14 protein-coding genes are annotated in these 16,959 nt (G+C 33.9%); all 14 read right to left on the reverse strand.

The features are described 5' to 3' along the window. Positions 1-91: 91 nt before the first annotated feature. Entirely contained in the window at positions 92-760 is a 669-nt protein-coding gene (locus C1I91_RS20475; protein ID WP_128214539.1) for a Type 1 glutamine amidotransferase-like domain-containing protein, read from the reverse strand. A 41-nt stretch (positions 761-801) separates the two neighbouring features. Continuing rightward, a complete protein-coding gene (locus C1I91_RS20480; RefSeq protein WP_128214540.1) occupies positions 802-1,110 on the reverse strand; it encodes a hypothetical protein in 309 nt (102 codons plus the stop codon). 29 nt (positions 1,111-1,139) lie between these two features. Continuing rightward, positions 1,140-1,703 carry a DUF402 domain-containing protein gene (locus C1I91_RS20485; protein ID WP_128214541.1) on the reverse strand — a complete coding sequence of 188 codons (564 nt, stop codon included), beginning with the start codon at positions 1,701-1,703 and terminating at the stop codon, positions 1,140-1,142. 207 nt (positions 1,704-1,910) lie between these two features. Then, positions 1,911-2,681, reverse strand: a complete 771-nt coding sequence (locus C1I91_RS20490; RefSeq protein ID WP_128214542.1) for a GGDEF domain-containing protein — start codon at positions 2,679-2,681, stop codon at positions 1,911-1,913. 164 nt (positions 2,682-2,845) lie between these two features. Continuing rightward, a complete protein-coding gene (gene purD, locus C1I91_RS20495; RefSeq protein ID WP_128214543.1) occupies positions 2,846-4,099 on the reverse strand; it encodes a phosphoribosylamine--glycine ligase in 1,254 nt (417 codons plus the stop codon). Positions 4,100-4,119: 20 nt separating this feature from the next. Next, positions 4,120-5,625 carry a bifunctional phosphoribosylaminoimidazolecarboxamide formyltransferase/IMP cyclohydrolase gene (gene purH, locus C1I91_RS20500; RefSeq protein WP_128214544.1) on the reverse strand — a complete coding sequence of 502 codons (1,506 nt, stop codon included), beginning with the start codon at positions 5,623-5,625 and terminating at the stop codon, positions 4,120-4,122. Positions 5,626-5,686: 61 nt separating this feature from the next. Then, positions 5,687-6,295 (reverse strand): phosphoribosylglycinamide formyltransferase, encoded by a 609-nt coding sequence (gene purN / locus C1I91_RS20505; protein WP_128214545.1) that lies wholly within the window; start codon positions 6,293-6,295, stop codon positions 5,687-5,689. Continuing rightward, on the reverse strand, positions 6,283-7,284 hold the full coding sequence (purM, locus tag C1I91_RS20510) for a phosphoribosylformylglycinamidine cyclo-ligase (protein WP_128214546.1): 1,002 nt from the start codon (positions 7,282-7,284) through the stop codon (positions 6,283-6,285). The genes purN and purM overlap by 13 nt, the downstream gene beginning before the upstream one ends. A 7-nt stretch (positions 7,285-7,291) precedes the next feature. Next, entirely contained in the window at positions 7,292-8,701 is a 1,410-nt protein-coding gene (gene purF, locus C1I91_RS20515; protein ID WP_128214547.1) for an amidophosphoribosyltransferase, read from the reverse strand. 23 nt (positions 8,702-8,724) lie between these two features. Continuing rightward, positions 8,725-9,429 (reverse strand): phosphoribosylaminoimidazolesuccinocarboxamide synthase, encoded by a 705-nt coding sequence (gene purC, locus C1I91_RS20520; RefSeq protein ID WP_128214548.1) that lies wholly within the window; start codon positions 9,427-9,429, stop codon positions 8,725-8,727. Then, positions 9,429-9,908: a 5-(carboxyamino)imidazole ribonucleotide mutase gene (purE, locus tag C1I91_RS20525; RefSeq protein WP_128214549.1), complete on the reverse strand. Its 480-nt coding sequence runs from the start codon at positions 9,906-9,908 to the stop codon at positions 9,429-9,431. The genes purC and purE overlap by 1 nt, the downstream gene beginning before the upstream one ends. A gap of 226 nt (positions 9,909-10,134) precedes the next feature. Then, on the reverse strand, positions 10,135-13,878 hold the full coding sequence (locus tag C1I91_RS20530) for a phosphoribosylformylglycinamidine synthase (protein ID WP_128214550.1): 3,744 nt from the start codon (positions 13,876-13,878) through the stop codon (positions 10,135-10,137). Between the two features lie 236 nt (positions 13,879-14,114). After that, on the reverse strand, positions 14,115-15,164 hold the full coding sequence (locus C1I91_RS20535) for an alanine racemase (protein WP_128214551.1): 1,050 nt from the start codon (positions 15,162-15,164) through the stop codon (positions 14,115-14,117). Between the two features lie 1,132 nt (positions 15,165-16,296). Then, a complete protein-coding gene (locus tag C1I91_RS20540) occupies positions 16,297-16,911 on the reverse strand; it encodes an HD domain-containing protein (RefSeq protein ID WP_205694241.1) in 615 nt (204 codons plus the stop codon). Between the last annotated feature and the right edge of the window lie 48 nt (positions 16,912-16,959).

A 16,959-nucleotide genomic window follows, 5' to 3' on the forward strand; every position in this document is an offset into this window, starting at 1 on the left:
GTTTAGCTAACAAAAAAACATACTTTCCTAGACCGGAAAAAGTAGAACATTTTCTTCGCCACTCCGGGACAGGAGAACCGTCCCCCAGTCCCTAAAAGACTTTGTAGTTTCCTTTGTATACGGAAACGGAACCATTTTTTATGTTTATTATATCACCGTAAAACTCAACTCTATCTCCTATCATGGAAACTCCGTAGCCATCGTTGAAGGCATATATGTTTTTCTCTGTGTTGATAGAGTAATCAATGAGTTTTGGAAGAAGCACCTTATTTTCTTGCCAATGTGGTAACACTTCAAATTTTGTTAATCCAAAGCCTCTGGTCTGTAGTGCTTCATAGGAATTGTCATATATTAAGGAAGATAATGAAATATCTTGTGTTAAAAGTATGCTGCCCCCGCCTACTCCAACAATTATTCCATTTCTCTTTGCAAACTCCTTTAAAGCTTCCGTGAGTTTTCTCTTCCTTAGAAGAAGTAAAAACTTATAAGTATTTTCCCCTGATAAATATATAACATCTGAATTTAAAAGCTTTGTTATAAGACCTGGATTGTACTGCGCTCCAAGGTCAAAGAATAATATCTCTCCATAGCCAAGCTCTCTGTAAAAGTCTGAGATATCTTTATAATATTCAATGCTTTTCTCAGAGGAAGATGGTATATATGCGATTCTACCCTTTCCTTTCTTTATCTCACTGATAAGAGCCTTGTTTAGAGGGTTATCCTTATCAGCACTTTGTTTTCCCATTAAGAATAGTTTCATAATTTTTACCCCCTAGTCCCCAAATTTAATTTATTGCTGCGTTATTGAGTGTATATTCTTCCTTTATAGTATTCTTCATCTTCATCTTCGTATATGTCAATTTCAATATAGGCTCCTTCTAGTTCTGTAACAGAATATTCGATAGTAAAACCTTCTATATTAACAGTTTCAACTTCGTATTTTTCATTCATGCATGTAGCTAAGGTCATATATTGGTCTTCTTCACTATCGTAAATGCAATTAATCTTTAAGATCTTAAAGGTCGCTTTCTTTAGAAAAGTATAATTGCCTTCACTATTATAGCTTTCCTTATCATATTTATTATCTTTAAAAAAAGAATTATTGAACATGGCCACCTCCAATAGCTAATAATATATAGCTAAATCCTGCATTTAAGTTCACTTTTCTCGCTGCTATCACCGATTATTTGGTCAAGCATTGCTTTGCTTAACTCAAATAGTTTTTCTATAGACACAACCTGTTCAAGTATTTTAATTTCTCTATAGGCTTTATCATATTGGCAAAAGTCAATTGAGTTGCTGCACAAGGCTTCTTTTATTTCCTGTTCTCCAAGTACTTTTTTATAACCATCAGGAAGTACTAGTAAACTTAAGATTAGATCCTCAAACATCAGACTAATGTTTCCATCATTATCATTACTATCTATTATATGAAATTCCCACTGCAGTATTTGATTCTTTTCGTCAATTATAGTTATTAGATTATAGTTAGCATTTAATGGAGTAATCTGAAGCCATCTATATCCATTATCCATTATTTTTATCCTTTTGTCATCAACACTTCTAAAAATGGCCTCACTTACTTTATGAATTGAAGCTAAGTGAACATATCCATTAAATTCTTCTGTATTTATAAAGGATACTCTAAAGTCGATATCCCTTATTTGACTATAGTCTAATTTTTGTTCAAAATTCCTCCTCATCCTAATCCTCTCCTCAAAACTATAACTTTACGAAAATAATTCATATATAAGTTCTAATCAGTTTTATTCATAAAAAGCGTAGAGTTAAACACTGTTTAGTATATTAATTGATCAAGTATATTAAATAGAACTTGTATAATTATTTTAAATAATATTTCTACAAAACAGATAAAAATCCTCTAAAACAAAAGGCTTCAAAAATATATTTTATTCTACAAATTTAACATTGTTTTTTCCGCAGTTTTTTGCTTCATATAAAGCCTTATCAGCTTTATCAAATAGTTTTTTAAATTCACTGCCTTTTTCATACTCAGAAACCCCAACACTTATGGTAACTCTTTCAAGCTCTACGTAAATATTTTCTGCTACTAACTTTCTAAGCTTCTCACCTAGTTTAAGCGCTCCTTGGATTTTTGTCTCAGGGGCTATTATCACAAATTCTTCTCCACCCCATCTTATAAAAAAATCAGTTTTTCTAAGCTTTGAACTAATCACCTTTGATATATTTTTCAGTACTATGTCCCCTCTACTATGTCCATACTTATCATTTATCTTCTTAAAATCATCAATATCGAAGATAATCATAGCTAAGGAAGTACCATACCTATTACATCGCTCAAGCTCAACAGCTAAAATTTCCTCTAGCTTTCTTCTATTAAAAATTCCAGTAAGGTTGTCCAAAGTAGCTTCTTCTTTTAACCTAGCATTTTCTTTTTTCAGTTGCTCTATGGTGGTTTCAGCTTTTATTAGCTTATTAGTTATAAATCTCCACAGCATAAAGGTATCAATGATTATGGTGATAAAAAAAGCTAGTAGCGCTATGAATTCTACTTTTAAGTTATATTTAATTATGTATCTTATAATGACTATTAGTAATATTAATGATAGCACTGCAAAAGCAATGCCAATAAGCTTATAGGTACCATTAAAGTCTTGACTATCCTTCTCAGTTAGCTCTTCTTTTTTTCTTGGAACCATATATCTTCCTCCAATAAATAAAAATCCTTCTTTCAATATTGCTCATCTTTACAATATATTTTAGAGGTTTATCTATTATGCTTAAAAAGGAAAAAGGACTGCCCAATAATATTTTTATTTAGACAGCCCTTTAAGATATATATTAGGTTTCAAATGGTAACTTTTTATTCTGTAATAAGCCCTATATCTTTTCTAAAATATTTTCCATCAAAGTCTACAGAAGCTATATTAGCATAAGCTTTTTCTCTTGCGGCCTCTATGGTATCCCCAATGCCTACCACAGAAAGTACTCTTCCACCAGAAGTCACTAAGGTATCATTCTTAATAACTCCCCCTGCAATAAATACATTTTCTTTTACAGAAGGTTCTATATCTATCTTGAAGCCTTTTTCAAAGTCTCCTGGATAGCCTTTAGAAGCTAAAACTACATTACAGCAAGCTCCTTTTTTCCAGCTTACTTTAGCTTCACTTAATTTTCCCTCTAAGGAAAGCTCTATAAGTTCAAGGAAATCACTATCCATTAAGGAAAGTACGGATTGAGTTTCTGGATCTCCCATTCTTACATTATATTCTAAAAGATAGCAGCCTTTTTCAGTTATCATAACACCAAAGAAGATTATTCCCTTATAGTCAAAGCCTTCTTCTCTTATTCCTAAAAGTGTAGGCATCATTATATTATCTTCAAAGTCCTTAAATACTTCTTCAGTAACATATGGGTTAGGAGCTATTACTCCCATACCACCAGTGTTTGGACCAACTCCACCATCAAAAATCTGCTTATGATCCTTGGCAGATAAGAATGGTATTATTGTTTTTCCATCAGTTATGGAAAGTATTGAAGCTTCTACCCCTTTTAAGAACTCTTCAATAACAATCTTCTGACCTGCACCTTTGAACTTATCTTGTACCATGAATTCCTTTATGGTATCCTCAGCTTCTTTAAAGTTTTCGCAAATGGCTACCCCTTTACCAGCTGCTAAACCATCAGCTTTTATAACTATTGGATATTCAGAGTTTTTAAGGTACTCTATGGCCTCATTACTATCGTAAAAAACCTCATAGGCAGCGGTCTTTATATTATATTTCTTCATAAAATCCTTTGAAAAGCTCTTGCTGCCTTCAAGCATTGCTGCTCTTTGTTCTGGTCCAAAAATCTTCAAGTTCTCTTTTTTAAATAAATCTACTATACCCTTTGTTAATGGTTCTTCTGGTCCTACCACAGTCAAATCGATGTTGTTCCCCTTGGCAAATTCAGCCATTTCCTCAAATGTACCTAAGTTTATATTCTCACATTTATTCTCTAGTGCTGTTCCACCATTACCAGGTGTCACATATATTTTCTCTACCTTTGAGCTCTTAGCCAGCTTCCATGCTATGGCATGTTCTCTGCCTCCGCCTCCAACCAGTAAAATCTTCATCAATTATCACTCCATCTATCTTAGTGTTTGAAATGTCTTATACCTGTGAACACCATGCTAATTCCATGCTTATTGCATTGATCTATAGATTCCTGATCTCTTATAGATCCGCCTGGTTGAATAATTGCCTTAATATCATATTTTGCAGCTTCTTCTACTACATCTCCAAATGGGAAGAAGGCATCGGACGCAAGTACAGTAGCTCCTGTACCTCTCTTTAGTGCATCCATTGTAGGCCATATTCTATTAACTTGACCTCCACCGATTCCTACTGCTTTTCCATCCTTTATTACAACTATAGCATTTGACTTAACATATTTAACCACCTTCATACCGAAGATCATGTCCTTCATCTCAGCCTCTGTTGGTGTTTTTTCTGTAACCACTTTAATTTCTTCTATAAGCTTTCTATCTTCTTCTTGCACTAATATTCCGCCATCAACTGTAACCATGTACTTATCAGCCTTAGGAGCAGAATTAACCTTTATAACTCTTAAGTTCTTTTTCTTTCTTAAAACCTCTAGAGCCTCTTCTTCATATTCTGGTGCTGCTACTACTTCTAAGAATATCTTGCTCATCTCTTCTGCTGTAGCCTTGTCTAACTTTCTGTTAACAGCAACTATACCACCAAATATAGAAGTTGGGTCACATTCATATGCCTTCATATAGCTGTCATAAACAGTCTCTCCAATAGCAACTCCACATGGAGTATTGTGCTTAAGTCCACAAGTTACTATGTCATCAAATTCATTCACAACCTTCCAAGCTATATCTAAATCCTTTAAGTTATTATAAGAAAGCTCTTTTCCGTTAAGAACCTTGAAAGTATTCATAGCACCATCTACTTCATTGTTTGAGTAGTAAGCTGCACTTTGATGAGGATTTTCTCCATATCTTAATTCCTGCTTTTTCTTATAAGAAATTGAAAGATATTCTGGATATTCCTCTTCTCCTTCTAGAAGGAAGTTACTTATAGCACCATCATAAGCACTCATTAAGTTAAATACCTTACCAGCTAGTACTTTTCTTGTCTTAAGACTAACGTCTTTACTTTGCTCAATTTCTTCTTTAACTTTGCTATAGTCTTCTATATTGCTTATAACTACAACATCTCTAAAGTTTTTAGCTGCTGCTCTAAGCATTGTAGGACCACCGATATCTATAAATTCAACCTTTTCTTCAAAGCTTAAATCTTCCTTTACCTTTTCAAAGAAAGGATATAGATTTACTACAACTAGATCTATTGTGTCAATACCTCTTTCCTTAATAGTCTTCATATGCTCTTCGTTGTCTCTTATGGCTAAGATACCTCCATGAATCACAGGATGTAGAGTCTTAACTCTTCCATCAAGCATTTCTGGTGCCTTTGTAATCTCAGCTATTTCCTTTACTGCAACACCATTTTCTAAAAGATATTTGTAAGTTCCGCCTGAAGAAATTATCTCAACATCGTTACTTTCAAGAAACTTAGCAAAATCAAGTATGCCAGTTTTATCATATACGCTTAGTAAAGCTCTCTTAATCATCAAAAAACCTCCTTAGATTTAGACTTACTTAACAGTGAAAAATTCGCTGAAGCTAGCTTCTTCACAGTAAAAAAGTTTTTCCGTCTTTTATTGTAACTTTTCCCTCACTTATAAGCTTTATAGCCTTTGGTAAGATATAATGCTCTTTTTCAAGCACTCTTCTTTGAAGTGTAGCTGCATCATCCTCTTGCAATACCTGTACCACCTCTTGAAGAAGTATTTCTCCCCCGTCAACTTCTTCATTAACAAAGTGCACTGTACAGCCTGAGTATCTTACACCTTTTTTAATAACAGCCTCGTGAACCTTTATTCCATACATTCCCGCCCCTGAGAATGATGGAATAAGTGATGGATGGATATTTATTATTTTATTCTTAAATTGTCTTAAGATCTCCCCATTTAAAATAGATAAATATCCTGCAAGCACTATCAAATCAACCTTGTCTTTTATAAGCTCTAATATCCTATTGGAGCTTTCAGCCCCAAATTCCTTCTTAGATACTACAAAGGCTGGGATATTCTTTTCTCTAGCTCTGGTCAAAGCATAAGCACTATCTTTATCAGAAATAACCGCTTCAATAGAACAATTTAAATCTCCCTTTTCAATACTTTCTATTATAGCCCCTAGGTTACTTCCTCCCCCTGAAACCAATACTGCTATTCTAAGCAAACACCCTCACCTCCAGCTCTTACATATCCAATGTCGTAAGCTCTCTCACCTTGTGATATTAAAAGCTCAAGTACAGCGTCCTTATCCTTAGAATCTACAGCAAGTACAAATCCAATTCCCATGTTAAAGGTATTGTACATATGATCCTTTTCAACACCTCTATTAATTATCTCTTGGAATATGCTTGGAAGCGGGTAACTATTTTTCTTAATAACTGCTGTGAAGGAACCTTCTCCAAACATTCTTGGTACATTTTCTATGAAACCACCACCAGTTATATGAGCCATCCCCTTTATGTCATAGCTTTCTAAGACTCTCATTACTGGTTTAACATATATTTTTGTAGGTTCTATTAAAGTTTGCCAAACTGGTTTTCCTTCAAACTCTTCATCTAAATCTGAAAAAATCTTTCTAACTAGAGAAAATCCGTTAGAATGTATTCCTGAAGAAGCTATACCTATAAGAACATTACCTTCTTCTATATTGCTTCCGTTTATTATCTTATCTTTATCAACAACTCCTACTGCAAAACCAGCTAGATCATATTCCCCTTCACTATAAAATCCTGGCATTTCAGCAGTTTCTCCACCTATTAAAGAACAGTCCCCTTGAAGACATCCTTCAGATACTCCCTTTACTAAGTCAGCTGCCACTTCTGCTTCAAGCTTGCCGCAAGCTAGATAGTCAAGGAAAAATAAAGGTTTTGCTCCATGGCAAAGTATGTCATTTACACACATAGCAACGCAGTCTATTCCTACAGTATCATATTTTTTTGTCTTAAAGGCAATATCAAGCTTTGTTCCTACTCCGTCAGTTCCTGAAACCAATACTGGTTTCTTGTAGCCTTCTGGAAGTTCAACCATTCCTGCGAAGCTTCCTAGTCCATTTAAAACGTACTGCGATAAAGTTCTACTTGCATAATCCTTTATAAGTTTTACGGATTTGTATCCCTCTTCTATGTCTACTCCTGCTTGTTTGTATGTTAACATTTCTTCACTACCTTTCAAGATGATCTTTTGCTGTTTCTATTGGAGTTGAAACTGGGTAAATTCCATTGAAGCAGCCTAAACAAAATCCTTTTTTATCTCCAAAACACTTTAATAAGCTTTCTACTGAAATATAAGCAAGGGAATCTGCTCCAATAACTGCATTTATTTCATCAATTGATCTCTCTGACCCAACTAATTCTTTTCTATAGGATATGTCTATTCCAAAGTAACATGGATACCCTACAATAGGAGATGCTACTCTAAAGTGAACCTCTGTAGCTCCTGCTTTTCTTAAGGACTCAACTAAGTGTCTTGAAGTAGTTCCTCTTACTATAGAATCATCAATTAATATAACCCTTTTTCCCTCTACATTGGCCTTTAGTGGATTAAGCTTTACAGATACCGCTCTTTCTCTCATCTCCTGATTTGGAGTTATAAAGGTTCTTCCAACGTACTTGTTCTTTACAAAACCTGTTTCAAAAGGGATTCCTGAAGCTCTAGAGTAACCTATGGCAGCAGATATTCCTGAGTCTGGAACACCTATAACAACATCAGCTTCCACTGGTGATTCCTTAAACAGCATTTCTCCTGCTTTCACTCTTGATTGGTGAACATTAATGCCATCAATAGTGCTATCTGGTCTTGCAAAATATATATATTCGAATACGCAAGTTTCACACTGTGTCTGTTCTGAATACTTTACACTTTCAATTCCATGTTCATCTATTATTACAATTTCCCCTGGTTCTACATCTCTTACAAATTCAGCTCCAACCGTATCTAATGCACAGCTCTCAGAAGCTAAGATATAGCTGTCACCGATTCTTCCAATACATAGAGGTCTTATTCCATTAGAATCTCTTACACCTATCAGCTTATCCTTAGTCATCATGACTAAAGCAAAGGAGCCTTTGATGGTTTGAACCGCATCGGCAATAGCTCTTTCTATTCCTCTTTTTGCTCCTCTAGCTATAAGACTTATTATTACTTCTGAATCTATTGAGGTGTGAAAAACATGGCCTGAATCCTCTAAAAGTTCCCTAAGTACATCAGCATTTACTAGATTTCCGTTATGCGCTATGGCAATAGAGCCAAGCTTGTATGAGCTTAATAGTGGTTGTGCATTTTCCACATTAGTTGATCCTGTAGTTGAATATCTAACGTGTCCAATTGCTATATGTCCTTTTAATTCCTGTATGTGTTTTTCTTTAAAAGCTTCAGTAATAAGACCTAGATCTTTATGAAGTTTTAAACTTTCACCATCAGAAACTGCAATACCCGCACTTTCTTGTCCTCTGTGTTGCAATGCATAAAGTCCATAGTATGTGATTCTTGCTACATCTAAGTTGTTCTTGGAAAACACTCCAAATACTCCACATTCTTCTTTAAACTTATCTTCAATTGGCTCTATTCTCATAATCAGATTCCTTTCACTAATAATTACTGGTTGATTCTATTAAGTATTTCTACATAAGCATCTTTAACGTTGCCAAGATCTCTTCTAAATCTATCTTTGTCTAGCTTTTCATTAGTTGTTGCATCCCAGAATCTGCAAGTATCTGGTGATATTTCATCAGCTAATAATATCTCTCCATTGTATCTACCAAACTCTAGCTTAAAGTCAATTAACTTTATGTTTTGCTTTAAGAAGAATTCCTTTAGTACATCATTAACCTTCGCAGTCATTTCATATATTTTATTTAATTCTTCGAAAGAAGCTGCGCCTATTCCTACTGCATGATAGTCATTTATTAATGGATCGCCTAGTGCATCATCCTTTAAGCAGATTTCAAAAACTGTAGTTTTTAATGGGAAGCCTTCTTCTAAGCCTAATCTCTTAGCCATACTTCCTGCTGCTACGTTTCTAACTATAACTTCAAGTGGTACTATTTCAACCTTTTTGCAAAGTTGTTCTCTTTCATTTAACTTTTCTATAAAGTGAGTCTTAACTCCTTCTTTTTCAAGAAGATTGAAAAGTACAGAAGTTATTGCGTTGTTTAAAACACCTTTATCTTCTATTTGTCCCTTCTTTTCTCCGTTAAATGCTGTTGCATCGTCCTTGTAATATACTATTACTTCATCAGCCTTGTCTGTTGCATATATTTTCTTTGCTTTTCCTTCATACATCATTTCTAATTTTTCCATTATAGTTCCACTCCTTCTCCATTTTCCTTAATAAATTTTTCCTTCATGTCTTTACGGAAATTTATAAGCTTTTCTTTTAGCTCAGGATATTTTAATGAAAGCATCTGTACTGCAAGCATTCCTGCATTATAGCTATTATTTATTCCAACGGTAGCTACTGGTATAGATTTAGGCATTTGCACTATTGAATATAAAGCATCTAATCCATTTATTGCTGCATTTACAGGTACTCCAATTACTGGCATTGTTGTGTGTGATGCTATAACTCCAGGAAGATGTGCTGCAAGTCCAGCTCCTGCAATTATCACTTCAAAACCTTGTTCATCTATTTCATGTAGAGTCTCCATTAGCTTTTCTGGAACCCTATGAGCAGATAATACAAAAGCCTTGTACTCTACTCCAAATTCCTTAAGAGCGTTTGCTGCTCCCTTCATTACATCAGTATCTGATTTTGAACCAAAGAAAATTGCTACTTTCATAGTTACCTCCAATATTTTATAAATTGTCTTCTTATTTATATTAGCTTTATTAATATTAGGCTATGTTCAATAATATTGTTGAAATTAAGTGGTTACGAAGAAGATAATATATGAGCGAGCAATTAGTGCAAGCTCATTAAAGCATCTGATGACTGACCACTTAATTTCAATACCTTACTTTAACAGAGTCTATAATTAATATCTTAAATAATCTATTATGTTAAGTTTACTTGAAGTAATTAACTCCTGATTTAAACAACTTCTGATCAAAGTCACCTGGGATGTTTTTGTATAGGTTGTTTCCTATTCTTTCTGAGTGTCCCATCTTACCTAATATTCTTCCATCTGGACTTGTGATTCCTTCAATAGCAAGCATTGATCCATTTGGATTGTAAGGCATATTAAGTGTTGCTTCACCATTAAAATCTACATATTGAGTTGCTATCTGTCCTTTTGCTTGAAGCTCTTTTAAAAGGCCTTCTGGAGCTACAAATCTTCCTTCTCCATGAGATATTGGTATAGAATGGATATCACCTAAGCTAACCTCATTAAACCAAGGTGAAAGGGTTGATACCACTTTTGTATTTATGATGGAACTCATATGTCTTCCAATAGTATTGAAGGTTAAGGTCGCCATATCTTCTTCCATATTTACTATTTCACCGTATGGAAGGAGACCTAGTTTTACAAGAGCTTGGAAGCCATTGCAAATTCCTAACATAAGTCCATCTCTATTCTTTAGAAGTTCCATTACCGCATTACTTATTCTCTCATTTCTGAACACAGTTGCTATGAACTTTGCAGAACCATCTGGTTCATCTCCAGCACTAAAGCCTCCAGGAAGCATTATTATCTCACTATTTTTTATAGCCTTCTCCATCTCTAGTAAGGAATCTAAAAGGCTTTCTTTAGTAAGATTCTTAAGTACTAGTTGCTTTACTACTGCTCCTTCTTTTTCAAAAGCTTTTGCACAGTCATACTCACAGTTTGTACCAGGGAATACTGGAATGAATACTCTTGGTTTAGCAGTTTTTATAGCTACAGTCTTTTTATAAGGATTTTCGAATAAGATAGAAGCTATTTTTTCATTTTTATCTTCAGTCTTTATCTTAAATACCTTACTTAGCTTGCTTTCCCATGAAGCTATCAGCTCATCTATTGCAAAGCAATGATCTAAAACTTCAATACTTGGTTCCGCCTTTGTTTCACCAATCTTCTTGTAAATAGCCCCTTGGAATTCCTTATCAACTTCTAAGTCTTCTGAAACTTCAAGAATAAAGCTTCCATAACTTAAAGAGAAAAGTTCTTCCTTGCTTAATGCTGAAAGCCTAACCCCAATTTTGTTTCCGAAACACATTTTTGATATTCCTTCACAAATGCCCCCATTTTTCAAGGAATATGCTGAGATAACCTTCTTTTCTTCAATCAATCTTTCTATAACTTCAACGTTTTTCTTAAATTCTTCTATGTTTACAAGTTCACTTTCATCTCTGCTTGTACTTACATAAACAACTTGAGAGTTAACTCTCTTAAACTCTGGAGAAATTATATTCTTAACCTTTTCCACTGCCACAGCAAAGGAAACTAAAGTAGGTGGTACATCCATATCGCCAAAGCTTCCAGACATACTATCCTTTCCTCCAATAGCTGCTATTCCTAAGTCTATCTGAGCTTGATAAGCTCCAAGTAAAGCTGCTAGTGGTTTTCCCCATCTTTCAGGATTCTTTCCAAGCTTTTCAAAGTACTCTTGGAAGGTAAGCCATACTTTTTTACTCTTGCCACCTGTGGCTACTATCTTAGAAACTGATTCCACCACTGCATTATATGCACTGTGATATGGACTCCATTTTGATAGCTTTGCATTAAAGCCAAAGGTCATTATAGTAGCTTCTTCTGCTTCTCCTTCTAGAGTTGGTATCCTTGCAGCCATTCCTTCTGCTGGAGTAAGCTGATACTTTCCTCCAAATGGCATCAATACAGTTCCTGCTCCTATAGTTCCATCAAATCTTTCAACTAATCCTTTTTGAGATGCCACATTTAAGTCTTCCATAGTTTCAAACCATAGCTTCTTTAAATCTTCAGCACCTTGGTTTTTATAAATATTTTCTTCAGCCTTAGGTGCTTTTAATATAGCACTTGTTCTTTGCTTAGCTCCATTTGTATCAAGGAAGGCTCTTGAAAGATCAACTATTTTCTTTCCATTCCAAAACATTCTCATTCTTTCAAGATCAGTTACTTCAGCTACTATAGTTGCTTCTAAGTTTTCTTCAAGCGCAAGCTCTATAAATTTTTCTCCATCTTCCTTGGCTATAACTACAGCCATTCTTTCTTGAGACTCTGATATAGCAAGTTCTGTACCATCAAGACCTTCATACTTTTTAGGAACTAGATCAAGATTAATATCAAGACCTCTGCAGAGTTCTCCTATTGCAACAGAAACTCCACCAGCACCAAAATCATTACATCTTTTTATCATAGTAGATACTTTTGGATTTCTAAAAAGTCTTTGAAGCTTTCTCTCTGTAGGTGCATTACCTTTTTGAACCTCTGCTCCGCACTGTTCTATAGACTCTACTGTATGCTCTTTTGAAGATCCAGTTGCTCCACCACAGCCATCTCTTCCTGTTCTTCCACCTAGAAGAACTATTATATCTCCTTCTACAGGCTCTTCTCTTCTAACGTTTTTAAGTGGTGCAGCTGCTATAACAGCTCCAATCTCCATTCTTTTAGCCACATAACCAGGATCATAAATTTCATTAACCTGTCCTGTTGCTAAGCCTATCTGATTTCCATATGAGCTGTAGCCATGAGCAGCTCCTAGGGTTATCTTTCTTTGAGGGAGCTTACCTTTTAGGGTTTCTTCTATAGATACTGTAGGATCTCCGCTTCCTGTAACTCTCATTGCTTGATATACATAAGTTCTGCCTGACAACGGGTCTCTTATAGCCCCACCAAGACAAGTTGCTGCCCCACCGAAGGGTTCTATTTCAGTTGGATGATTGTGAGTTTCGTTTTTAAACATTACTAGATAATCTTCTGTTCCCTTTTCAGTGTCTACTTTTACTCTTATGGAACAAGCATTTATTTCATCTGATATGTCCAAATCTTCTAACATACCTTTACTTTTTAATTCCTTCATTGCTATTACAGCTATATCCATTAAAGTCATATCTTTTTCTTTATTCTTGTACAAAACTTCTCTAGCTTCTTTGTATCTATTAAAGCTTTTTACAATAGGACTTGAATAGATGCTGTCTTCTATTTCAACATTTTCTATAGAGGTTAAGAAGGTAGTATGTCTACAGTGATCTGACCAATAGGTGTCTATAACTTTTATCTCTGTGATAGTAGGATTTCTTTTCTCTTCTAAAAAGTAATCTTTTATTAGTTTTAAATCTTCTACCGTCATAGCTAGGCCTAATTCTTTATGCAGAGCACTTAAACCTTCATCGTTTAAACTTGTAAAATTATCTATATCTTCAACTTCGCTTGGAATTTCATATGATGAGAATAGTTCTTTAGATAGAGGATCAACCTCTCTTGAATCAACAGGATTTATGTAATATTGCTTTATTTTCGCAAGTTCATCTTTACTTATATCTCCACTTAAACATACTACCTTGGAGGACTTTATTTCTAGCTTTTCTCCAGAGGTAAGGATCTGAAAGCACTGTTCAGCGGAATCAGCTCTTTGATCATATTGGCCTGGAAGGTATTCTACTGCAAAAACCGCTTCTCCTTCTAAGATAGGAAATTGTTCTTCATAAACTTTATCTACCATAGGTTCAGAAAATATTATAGCTTTCGCTTTTTCATAAACCTCTTTTTCAACTTCATTAAAGGAATATTTATTTAACAGACGTACATTTTCAATAGTATTAATTCCTAAATTTGTTTTGAAGTCCTCTAGTAGTGCTTTTGCTTCGATGTCAAAGCCTTGTTTTTTTTCTACATACAAAGTTCTAATCATGATTTCCTCCCAAAACACAAATATTCAAATTTACTATGGTTATAGGCAAAAAAAATTCCCAAGGAGATCCTAGGAAAGCAATCGCCTTTGATTACGAATTATGTTTATACTTTTCAATATTTTATTCGTCTTTACAAAATAAAAATAACACTTCGTCCATACTTTGTCAATATTAAAACTAAATAAACAACCTAATATTCGTATATAGACGAACATTAGGTTGTTTATAAAAACCCCTAATTCGTAATGTAATTTTTCTCCACTGATGAATCTGCTAATATAGGTGATATATCTATTCTGAGTATACTCTCTAAACCTATACCTTCCATGGATATCAAGGTTGTATTCATATTGGCAGTTCCAAGGACTCTTACTCCTTTGTTACCTGCAAATATCACCGGTCTAAATTTTATATGATTATAAATAACCTTTATTATATCGTAAAATAAGTTATGCTTTACAGCTTTATTAAATCCAAAATGCTCTATATTACCAAATCCAAGAACTCCTACATGCATATCTTGCTTAGCCTTATACCTGCAACTATAACCTACAGGCTCACCTTTCTTCACAAAATGCATGTTTACAGGCTTTGCAAAAAAACCATAGGCTTTCTTAAAGCCTTGAGTTAAACCATCATAGCCATATAAAAGATTGCCAGCTCTCACGCAATTAGTAAAGTCTGTCATTTCCCTATATTCACTATTCAGAGTACATGTAGAATTCAAACAATGTATATTAGGAATTACTCCTAAATATTTTTCCACTGCACTTTTAAATAATCCTATTTGATTCTTTGTATACTTGACATCGCTTCCATTATGTAAGTGAGTATATATACCATCAATAATTATGTTTTTATAGTCATTTCTAATTTTATCAATAACAACATCTAACCTGTCAGGTTTAATACCCATTCTATTCATTCCAGTGTCTATATAAAGATGAATCTTAAAACTCACCTCGTTTGGCAACTTTTCTAGTATGTTTTCATTGTCTATGGTAAATATTACGTTGTCCATATCTATATTAAAATCCGTTGCAGTTACAAGCGGACTTAAAAGCAATATTTCCTTCTCACTTTTAACTCTTTTTGCCTCTTCTATATCTCCAACTGCAAATAAGTCCACTAAGGAATCTAGATACTGTGTTACTCCCTCAATTCCTAAACCATAAGCATTACCCTTAACCACCGCAATCAATTTTTTATTATTAGTTAATTGTTTTATTCTATCAACGTTATTTTTAATCTTATCTAAGTACACATCGCACCAAAAGTTCTTCATATGATGTTCCTTTCTAATTTTAATCCTTGTATCTCTTGGAATTTGTCCAAAGGTAGGCTGCTCCTAATAATATTACAACCACTGCTTTTACTACTGTTCCAGTATCCATACATATATCACCTTCCCATTAATTCAATATTATATACTATAAAAATAACATTTTGAATTAATTTTTAACTTTCCCGCATAGGTTGTACTATAGATTTCCTAACTAAACTATTGATTTATAAATTCTCGAAGTTCCCATAATATTGGATCATCTAATCCCCAGAAGCCAAGAGCATCTAACTCAATCAATAATCAAATAGTATGTTTATTTAAGCCTATGTTTAATAAACAAGCTCATCTAAGCATCGGATGACTGCATACTTAATTTAAACACAGTACTTTAACAGAGCCTTATTTAAACTACAGTAATAGATATGGATATATTAATTTTAGAAAACATAATTTTAGAAAACAAAAGTAATTACTATTATATAATGAAAGCACTTTCATATATAATATTGATAGTTTTGCTAGCAAAAAACTTTTTCCATATTTCCTTTTTATTCTTTATAAAATATATGCATTTAAGCCATCTACACATAGTTATCAACAGCTTTATCTAAAATATTATTTTCTAAAGAATAAAAAAATACCGCCAAATGGCGGCAAGAACCTACGTAATGACCTTTTGGGTCATGTTTATATTATTCACTATTTATATTATTTTATACTTGCTTTTCATAAATTTATTCTTTCCTACAAAAAAGACAAGTCTTTCACTATACTTTTAAGGCTTTATCCTTCATAGGAAATTTCTAAATAACAAAAAACAGCTGGAGCACTTCTTACTTCAGCTGTTTTCTCTACACCTAAATTTTTAGGGGGTAAAAATTTAAGATCTATCATGTTTATATATTAAAGCATAAGTTTATAGTTTTTATGTAATAAATATGTTTTATTTATGTGAATAGCCATATAAAAGAGCCACCCACATTTTTTTAATACATTCTAATATACTAGTTTCAACTAATATGTCTAACCTATTAAGCCCATATTCTAGTTGAGTATCCACTAAAGATAATGAAAGAAAAATTGAACTTGCTACTTTAGCTTATTGGATAGGTGCTTGTATCAGTACTCACATTTAACATCTTCTTTTAATAGCTTCAACATCAATACCGCCATTATTCAGCTTCTCTTCAGCCTGCTGTAGAATCAATTCCTTTAATTCCATGAGTGATGGTTCAAAATCTACATGTTTATCAAGCATATAGCACATATCATATTCTATATCTATCCAAGTTGATAACTCAGCTTCATTATGCTGCACCTGTGCTTCTAACTTATCTAGTCCATTGGCAACTTTAGCTTCATAGCTCTCCTTCCCTTCAAACTCCATCCATAAGTCGTAAACATCAGGACCTAGTGCTGTTCCTAGCATATCTCTTATTCTTTCTATTGCCATTAACTCATTTTCATGCTTCAGCCTCTTTACTTCTTCATTATTCATAGTATCAAAAGCAGGTATATCACCAGCCTCTGCTTCTACAAGATCATGTATAATAATCATTTTCAGAAGTTTTTCTGTATCTACTGGCTTGGATAAGTATTTTTCAATCAGCATTGCCATAAGGGACACTCTCCAAGTATGCTCTGCCACACTTTCTTGCCTTCCGTTTGACAAAAAACTATGCCTTAATTCATATTTTAACTTTTCCGATAGATTAATAACCTTTAATATTCCCTTTAATTCATCCACTCTTCATCACCTTGTCCACTTTCTTCAGTTAATAATTTTTCTAAATAC

Origin of the sequence: Clostridium manihotivorum (assembly GCF_004015185.1) — a bacterium.
In the GTDB taxonomy this organism is placed as follows: domain Bacteria; phylum Bacillota; class Clostridia; order Clostridiales; family Clostridiaceae; genus Clostridium_AR; species Clostridium_AR manihotivorum.